At 68.7% G+C, this 7,869-nt stretch carries 8 protein-coding genes; 5 read left to right on the forward strand and 3 right to left on the reverse strand.

What is annotated here, in order from left to right:
• Positions 1 to 4: 4 nt before the first annotated feature.
• Positions 5 to 1,054 carry a zinc-binding dehydrogenase gene (locus VNN10_14035; protein ID HXH23140.1) on the reverse strand — a complete coding sequence of 350 codons (1,050 nt, stop codon included), beginning with the start codon at positions 1,052 to 1,054 and terminating at the stop codon, positions 5 to 7.
• Between the two features lie 94 nt (positions 1,055 to 1,148).
• Here VNN10_14035 and xseA point away from each other — a divergent pair, with 94 nt between their 5' ends.
• On the forward strand, positions 1,149 to 2,429 hold the full coding sequence (gene xseA / locus VNN10_14040) for an exodeoxyribonuclease VII large subunit (protein HXH23141.1): 1,281 nt from the start codon (positions 1,149 to 1,151) through the stop codon (positions 2,427 to 2,429).
• 140 nt (positions 2,430 to 2,569) lie between these two features.
• Here the strand turns inward: xseA and VNN10_14045 are convergent, their stop codons facing one another.
• On the reverse strand, positions 2,570 to 3,079 hold the full coding sequence (locus VNN10_14045) for a GNAT family N-acetyltransferase (GenBank protein HXH23142.1): 510 nt from the start codon (positions 3,077 to 3,079) through the stop codon (positions 2,570 to 2,572).
• Positions 3,080 to 3,084: 5 nt separating this feature from the next.
• On the reverse strand, positions 3,085 to 3,507 hold the full coding sequence (locus VNN10_14050) for a PaaI family thioesterase (protein HXH23143.1): 423 nt from the start codon (positions 3,505 to 3,507) through the stop codon (positions 3,085 to 3,087).
• Positions 3,508 to 3,766: 259 nt separating this feature from the next.
• Here VNN10_14050 and VNN10_14055 point away from each other — a divergent pair, with 259 nt between their 5' ends.
• The 4 genes from VNN10_14055 (at position 3,767) to VNN10_14070 (ending at position 7,720) form a co-directional block, all read left to right on the forward strand.
• Positions 3,767 to 4,471: a response regulator transcription factor gene (locus VNN10_14055; GenBank protein HXH23144.1), complete on the forward strand. Its 705-nt coding sequence runs from the start codon at positions 3,767 to 3,769 to the stop codon at positions 4,469 to 4,471.
• Positions 4,437 to 5,933, forward strand: a complete 1,497-nt coding sequence (locus VNN10_14060; GenBank protein HXH23145.1) for a HAMP domain-containing sensor histidine kinase — start codon at positions 4,437 to 4,439, stop codon at positions 5,931 to 5,933. Before VNN10_14055 ends, VNN10_14060 begins: the two co-directional genes overlap by 35 nt.
• 3 nt (positions 5,934 to 5,936) lie before the next feature.
• On the forward strand, positions 5,937 to 7,040 hold the full coding sequence (locus tag VNN10_14065; GenBank protein ID HXH23146.1) for a PDZ domain-containing protein: 1,104 nt from the start codon (positions 5,937 to 5,939) through the stop codon (positions 7,038 to 7,040).
• 128 nt (positions 7,041 to 7,168) lie between these two features.
• A complete protein-coding gene (locus VNN10_14070; protein HXH23147.1) occupies positions 7,169 to 7,720 on the forward strand; it encodes an MgtC/SapB family protein in 552 nt (183 codons plus the stop codon).
• The last annotated feature ends 149 nt before the right edge of the window (positions 7,721 to 7,869 follow it).

The raw sequence follows: 7,869 nt of genomic DNA on the forward strand, positions 1-7,869 counted from the left end.
GAGGCTACTCGAAGACGAGGATGGAGCGGCCCGCGATTTTGCCCTGCTCGAGCGCGCGGCAGGCCTCGTTGATCTCATCGAGCTTGAAGCGCTGCGTGACGAGCAAATCGAGGGGCAGTTTGCCTTCCTTGAACCACTGCACGTACATCGGAAAGTCTCTGTCCGGCCGGCTCGAGCCGCCGATCGAACCGATGTAGCGGCGCGCCGAGAAGAGGTCCCGCATGTTGAGGGTGGCCGTGGTCTGCGGCACGCCCACCAGCACCGCGGTGCCGCCTTCCCGCAGCCCCCCAACTCCTGGCTTCACCGCCGGCAACACCTGCTCCATCGTCTTTTGCACGCCGATCGCGTCGAACGCGAAGTCGACGCCGCCTTGCGTGAGCTCTCGAATGCGCACGACCGGGTCCTCGCTGGCAGCGTTCACGCCGATGGTCGCGCCGAAGCGGCGGGCGAAGGCCAGCTTCTCGTCGCTGAGGTCGACCGCGATGATCGGGTCGGCGCCGACGTTGGCGCAGGCCTGGACGATGCAAAGCCCGACGCCGCCGACGCCGAACACGGCTACGGAGTTGCCCTTCTGCACCTTCGCGGTGTTCAGGGCAGCCCCGCAGCCCGTCATCACGGCGCAGCCAATGATCGCCGTAACGTCGGTCGGGACGTCGTCCGCCAGCTTCACCACCAACTGCTGGTCTGCAATCGTAGTCTCGGTCCAGGTGAACGCGCCTGCGCTGACGTCCTGTCCCCTGAACTTGATCGTGGCGGGCTGGGGTCTGGGCATCCCTGGCTCGGAGGCGCGCGGGATCCAGGTGACCATCACCCGGTCGCCCTCCCGCACGTGCGTGACGTCGCGGCCCTTTGCCACCACCACGCCCGTGGACTCGTGCCCGAGCACGAGAGGCGTGCGTGAGGCGGGGTTGTGGAGCTGGTGCAGTTGTGAGTGGCATACGCCGCTGGCGAACTGCTTGACGATGACCTGCTGCGGCCCGGGGTCCGGCAGTTCGACTTCCTCCACAACGAGAGGCTTACCGTGCTCCACGTGGACTGCGGCGCGGGTCTTCACAACAAGCTCCTTTGGCTTTGGGGTGAGACGGGGCGGGCAAAGTATAGGGCATCGCGCGGCTGTTGCCTTCAGCGCCCCTATACTTGAGCCGGCGATGCAAATACTCACGGTCTCGCAGGTGACGGCGCGGCTCAAGGAGATGCTGGAGTCCGACCTCCTCCTGTCCGACCTCTGGATCTCGGGCGAAGTGTCGGAAAGCTCGCGGCCGGCCTCGGGCCATACCTACTTCGTGCTCAAGGACGCGAACTCGCAGTTACGGGGCGTCTTCTTTCGCCCGGCCTACGAGCGGCAGCGCCTGATGCTGCAGTACCTGGAACGAGGCGCCCAGGTGATCGTGCACGGCAAGCTCACGCTCTATGAGCAGCGCGGCGAGCTGCAGTGCATCGTCGACTTCGTGCGGCCGGAAGGAGTTGGCGTGCGGCAGGCGCAGTTCGAGCGGCTGCGGCAACAGCTGGAGGAGGAGGGCCTCTTCGACACGGCGCGTAAGCGGCCCCTGCCCGCCTTCCCTAGGCGCATCGGCGTCGTGACCTCGCCCACGGGCGCCGTCTTCCACGACATCCGCAATGTCATCGCCCGGCGCTGGCCGCTGGCAGAACTGGTGCTTGCACCGACGCCCGTGCAGGGGCCAGAGGCTGTGCCGGGCATCCGCTTCGCCATCGAGGCCCTGAACGCGCGCGGGGACGTGGACGTGATCATCCTGGCGCGGGGCGGCGGTTCCGTGGAGGAACTCTGGGCCTTCAACGAGGAGCCCGTCGCGCGCGCCGTCTTCGCTTCTCTGGTGCCGGTCGTGTCCGCCGTTGGGCACGAGACCGACGTCACGATCTGCGACTTCGTTGCCGACCGGCGGGCGCCGACGCCGTCCGCCGCCGCCGAGATGGTCGTACCAGACCAGGCAAACGTGTGGGCGATGGTGCGAGGCCTTCTGGCCTCCGCCGCCGCCAGCGCCCGCAACCACCTGGCACGCGACGCCGCCCTGGTGGATGGAGCGCTGGCCCGCAGCCTGCGCGCGATGCCGGACATCGGCCGGCTCAGGCAGCGTTGCGACGACCTGGAGCGACGGGCCACAAGCGCCTGTCTCGCGGCCCAGGAACGGCGGCGCGGCCTCCTGGAGTCCTGCCTGCGCCAGATGCAGGCGCTGGACCCGCAGGCCACCCTCAACCGCGGCTACGCCGTGGTGCACAAGGACGGGCGTGTCGTCAGCAGCATCGCCGCCGTGGCGACAGGCGATACGCTCGTCGTGAAGGTGTCAGACGGCGGCTTCCCGGCGCGGGTGGATGCGCCGGGCACACGCCGTCGCGGGCGCAAGCCCGCGGCCGCGCGCGCCAACGGCCGCAAGCCGCAAGGCGAAGGCGTGCAGAAGGCGCTCCTGTTCTAGACTGCACAGCCCTGACCTCTGCGGAACCGTCGAGCCTTCCGGTGACGCAGTAGACTGCCGCGTGGTCCGCAGGAGCGGCCGAGCGGCGCTGATTCTAACGTGGCTCGGAGCGCCAGGCCGCCCGGGCGCCGCCTCCGGACCTAGCCCAGGAGGAGAGAGTTGTCGAAGGTCTGCACCGGCCCCCGCCAGCGGTGGTCATCCAGCGTAAGCTCGACGAAGCGGCCAGCGGTGTAGCGGTCGATGACCTTGCGCCAGAAGGTGTGCGCCGGCTTGTTCGAGGCGTCCTGGCGCACCTCCCAGCGTCCGGGAAAGCGCCGGAAGGCCTCGAGGGCAAGCCGCGTCCCGATCCCCCGCCGCCGATAGCGACGCAGCACGAAAAGGTCGCGGACAGTGCGGACGCCGCAGGCGCCGGCGTCCAGGACGCTGCCGGCCGCTACGAGGGCAAAGGCGGCCGGACGTCCCCACAGGCGGGCGATCAGGGCTGCCCGGTCCGGCGCACCCTCCACGTAGCCCTCGAGCGGCTCGTGCGGGAACCGGCCCTCCGGGTCCGGGTCGTCGTGGGTGAACTCCGTGAGGTCGTAGAGATAGAGCTGGTGCAGGTTGCGCAGGACGGAAAGGTCATCGTTGGTGGCTAGCTCGATCACGAGCATCGAGGCTACCTCCCGGCAACGATCATGTAGGTCGCGCGGCCGACGGCAAGGAGGCGGCCGGAGGCCTCGGTGATCGTGGCTTCGCCGAAGGCAATGGTCCGGCCCCGGCGGAGGATCCGCCCCTCGGCGATCACGTCGCCCTCCGTGACTCCGCCGATGAAGCTGACGTTGAGGTCGAGTGTGGTCTGGCCGACGCCGCCCTCGGCCTGCTCGTGCATGGTGCTGAGGGCACCGCCAACCGCCATGTCCACCAGGGCGCTGTACAGCCCGCCATGCGCGGGCGCGCCGGGCGCGTTGCGCAGCTCGTCGCGCAGGGGCACGCGCAGGCGGCACCAACCTTCCCTGGCGTCGTCCACCTGGACGCCGATGAAGCGCCAGAACGCGTTCGAGTTGGCCCGCTCGCGGACTGTCTCCAGCGGGTCCGCCATGAGGCGAATGTAGCACGCCGGAGCGCGGGTTTCAGGCGGCGCGCCCGGCGTCCGGGCGGCCATTAGTCTCGCCGGCGCCTGCGACCGTCATGCCTTGCCCGGCCGGAACGTGGTTAACACTTATTTAGCCCCGGCGTTATCGAACCTTCGCGCTTGGCCAAGCCTGCGGGACGATACTTGTTTAGAGGCGGGTCTCCGCTGGCGGTGGATGTGGGGGGTTGTTATCGTGGTCACTAGTGGCGGCGGCCCGCCCACGACCATGCCAAATACCATCCTCGTAGTCGACGACGAGAAGAACATCGTCCAGCTCGCGCGCCTCTATCTGTCGAACGAGGGCTTCCGGGTCGAAGAGGCGCACGACGGCAAGCAGGCGGTCGAGAAGTCGCGGGCGCTGAACCCGGACCTCATCGTGCTCGACCTGATGATGCCGGAGATGGACGGACTCACCGCCTGCAAGGAGATCCGCAAGACCTCCAGCGTCCCGATCATCATCCTCACGGCGCGCAGCGACGACGTTGACAAGATCGTCGGCCTCGAGATCGGCGCCGATGACTACGTCACGAAGCCCTTCAACCCGCGGGAACTGGTAGCGCGCGTGAAGGCCGTGCTCCGACGCAGCCAGGGGCGGATGGAGCCGGAGACGGTGCTGGAGGTCGGCGACGTGCGTCTGGACCCGGCGCGGCGGGAGGTCACCATTGGCGGCCGCCAGGTGGCCTTGCGGGCAAAGGAGTTCGACCTCCTGGCGGCCTTCATGCGCCATCAGGGCCTGGTGCTGGACCGGGAGCGGCTCCTGAGCATCGTCTGGGGCCAGGACTTCTACGGCGACACCCGCACCATCGACGTCCATGTCGCCTGGCTGCGCGACAAGCTCCAGGGGTCGAAGGTCCGCGTTCAGACGGTTTGGGGAGTGGGTTACAAGCTTGTCCTGGATGAGGAAGCTTCTACCGCAAAGCCTAAGAAGTAGGCTGATCCTCGCCTTCGGGATCCTGATTTTCGTCAGCCTCTTCCTGGCCGGGGCTACGACCGCTTACCTCCTGAAGAGCGAGCAGGAAAAGACCGCGCGCGAGCGGGTCGCGCGCCTTGCCGACCCCGTGGCCTATTTTGCGGCGTACCTCCAGGCAGCGGGCTTCAGTGACCCCGGCGTCATTCAGCGGGCGCTGGAGGAGGAGTTCCTGACAGAGGACTCCAACGTGCGCATCCTCCTCGTCGACACTGACGGCAAGGTCGAAGGCGACTCCGAACAGACGCTGCGCGGCCAGACGATCGCACAGCTGGCGGCCAGGGGGATCGAGGCCAGGCCCCTGGACGGAATAACGGCGCCCCGCATTTCTCGCTACCGCGGGCCGGAGAACCTGGTGCTGTTCACTCGCAGCCGCGTGGCCGTCGTGCGCCTCCCCGGCTCCCCCGTGGCCTTTGTGCCGAAGTACCAGGGGTACGTTGCCGTGGACCGCAGCGAGATCAGCCAGGCCTGGCGGGAACTGATGCCCCGGCTGTTCTTCGCCGGCGGCATCGCCCTGCTCGTCGGAGTCGTGTCGGCAAGCCTGCTCGCGCGCTCGATAAGCCGGCCCCTGCGGGAGATCACGGCCGCGTCCGAGGCCATGGCCAGGGGCAACTACGACCAGCACATCCCGGAGTACGGCGGAGACGAAGTGGGGCGGCTGGCGCGGGCCTTCAACAACATGGCGAACCAGGTGAGCCGCTCTCATCGGACGTTGAGGGAGTTCCTCGCCAACGTCTCGCACGAGCTGAAGACCCCCCTGACTTCCGTACAGGGGTTCTCGCAGGCGATGGTCGAGGGCGCTCTCCACGACCCGGAGGACTACGCCGAGGCGGCGCGCATCATCAACGACGAGGCCGTACGCATGCGCGGCCTGGTGGACGACCTGCTGTACCTGTCGCAGGTTGAGGCGGGCCAGGTAGTGCTCCACGACGAGGCAGTGAACCCGATGGAGCTGCTTCGCTCGACCGCCGAGCGCTTCCGGCGCAGGGCTGAACTTGCCGGTGTGAAACTGGAGGTGGAGCCGGGGCCGGCGCCGGTCCTGCACGCGGACTCCCGACGGCTGGAGCAGGCGCTCGCGAACCTCGTGGACAACGCCGTCCGCCACACGCCCTCCGGCGGACGCATCAGGCTCGGCCTGGAGACGTCGGACGGCTCCCTAAGGCTCTCGGTGCATAACACCGGGTCGTACATCCCGGCCGAGGTGATGCCGCATATCTTCGATCGCTTCTTCCAGGTAGACCGTGAGCGCTCGCGGGCAGACGGCAACACCGGCCTTGGCCTCGCGATCACGCGCGAGATCGTCGAAGCGCATGGCGGCCGGGTCAGCGCTACGAGCTCGCCCGAGGAAGGCACCGAGTTCGTGATCGCGATGCCACTCTCGCGCGGCGCTCCCGAGAAGTCCAGCGATGAGGCGGAGGTGAGGTAGGCGATGCCGAGGAAGCTGGTAGTGGCTCTGGCCACCGTCGCCGGCCTGTTGCTCTTTGCCAGCGGCGCACTGGCCGCGCTCCTGATCGTGAACGGCGACGACGACCGCGAAGGCGAGGCCGCCAGAAGCGGCTCGAAAGGTTACCTGGGTCTGACCGTGACCGCGGTGCCGCCCGGGCAGGGCCTGCGCATTGCGAGCATCATCGAGGGCGGGCCGGCCGAGGCGGCAGGTCTGCGCGTTGGCGACATCATCCGCTCCGTCGACGGCCAGGTCGTGCGTACGCCGGAGCAGCTGCGCGCTGCGGTCGAGACGAAGGCGCCCGGCACGAAGGTGACGATCACCTACGAGCGCGGCGAGCGCGAGCATCAGGCGACAGTGCGCCTGGGCGAGGCGCCCCCGAACGCGCAGGTCGAGTCGACGCCGACTCCGCAGCCGGGCCAGCCCGGACGGGGCGGCCTCCCGAACCTCGCGATGCGTGGGCTGCTCGGCGTCCAGGTGGAGGACATTAGCCCGGCCCTGAAGGCGCGATACGGGCTGACGCGCGATAGCGGCGTGGTCATCGTGAACGTGCAGCCGGGCAGCGCCGCCGCCCGGGCAGGCCTCCTTGCCGGTGACGTGATCACCACGGTGAACGGCAGGGCGGTGACCAGCGAACGCGAAGTTACGCTGGCGGTCGGGGGGCTGGCCGCCGGCGACAAGGTTACCCTTGGCATCCTGCGGGGTAGCCAGGAGATGACCGTGGAGGTAACTCTCGGCTCCGCGCTCGATATTCCGGGCCTCCAGGACCTGCCGGCGGCGCTGCAGGAGCGGCTGCGAGAGCTGCTACAGAGCGGCAACCTTTCGCCTGAGGCGCTTCGCCGCCTCGCAATGGGGCAGTACGTCGCTCTCGGCACCGTCAAGTCCATCACTGACGCCTCGCTCACCATCACACGGCTGGACATGGCCCTTCAGCCGGCCGGCGACCTGACCTACGCCCTCACGGAGAAGACACAGTTCCTCAGCGGTAGCGGCGCCATCGGCCGCGCCGACATCCGGCCTGGCGCGAGGGTTGTCGTCATCTCGCTGGACGGGCAGACCGCGCTGGGGGTGCTCGTCCTGCAACGCTGAGGCCGGGCCTGCAGTGATGGCGGCGGGCGGGACGCCTTGACCTCATTCGCGCGCGCATGCGAGCGCTCCGCGATCGGGCGCTCGTCAGGTCTGCATATGCTACCTTGACGCTGCTGGAGGGTCGGGGCTTGGAGTTTCCGGACGACTGGACGTTTGCCGCCAGGACGGTATTCGCGATGGTCCTGGGGTTCATCATTGGCTGGGAACGGGAGACCCAGGGCAGCCCCGCCGGCGACCGCACCTACGCGATGGTGGCGCTCGGTGCCTCAGCCTTCACATGCATCGCGCAGTCCTCGTTCCCCAACGCGCCAGACCGGCTGGTCGCCGGCGTTATCACGGGCGTTGGCTTCCTCGGCGCCGGGCTGATACTGCGCGACGGCGGCACGATCCGCGGGCTGACAAGCGCCGCGGGGATCTGGGCCGTGGCGTCGATTGGCGTGTCGGTGGGCGCCGGCGAGTACGTCTTCGGCCTCTTCCTCGCGGCCCTGGTCCTCCTCGTGCTGATGTGGGAGCGCCTGCCGGTCGTGCGCGGCATGTCCCTGGTGCGGCGCCACATCGAGCAGTCGCTTGAACGGAGCGACGAGTGGCAAGAAGCTCGCGCGCGGCTCGATATCCAGGCGGAGACGGCCGCGGCCGCCGCGCGCGATGGAGCCGTTAAGCAGGGCTCCGCGCGGTCCTGACAGGGCGCAGGGTCACATCGTCGCGTACAGCCAGCGCTTTTCGAGCAGGCTCTTGGCCCAGTGCCAGACGATGCTGGGTTGGGAGACACGGGTGCGCCCGGGATCGCGGAGGAAGTCCCCGGAGAGCATGGTCGCCGCACCGGCCCCCA

It is taken from the genome of Dehalococcoidia bacterium (genome assembly GCA_035574915.1).
Lineage (GTDB): Bacteria > Chloroflexota > Dehalococcoidia > DSTF01 > WHTK01 > DATLYJ01.

What these genes read in the sequence shown, in the direction of transcription:
- VNN10_14050 (HXH23143.1), bottom strand. Translation starts at nt 3,507, where the DNA reads ATGGCGGACCCGCTGGAGACAGTCCGCGAGCGGGCCAACTCGAACGCG.
- VNN10_14060 (HXH23145.1), top strand. Translation starts at nt 4,437, where the DNA reads ATGAGGAAGCTTCTACCGCAAAGCCTAAGAAGTAGGCTGATCCTCGCC.
- VNN10_14065 (HXH23146.1), top strand. Translation starts at nt 5,937, where the DNA reads ATGCCGAGGAAGCTGGTAGTGGCTCTGGCCACCGTCGCCGGCCTGTTG.
- VNN10_14045 (HXH23142.1), bottom strand. Translation starts at nt 3,079, where the DNA reads ATGCTCGTGATCGAGCTAGCCACCAACGATGACCTTTCCGTCCTGCGC.
- xseA (HXH23141.1), top strand. Translation starts at nt 1,149, where the DNA reads ATGCAAATACTCACGGTCTCGCAGGTGACGGCGCGGCTCAAGGAGATG.
- VNN10_14055 (HXH23144.1), top strand. Translation starts at nt 3,767, where the DNA reads ATGCCAAATACCATCCTCGTAGTCGACGACGAGAAGAACATCGTCCAG.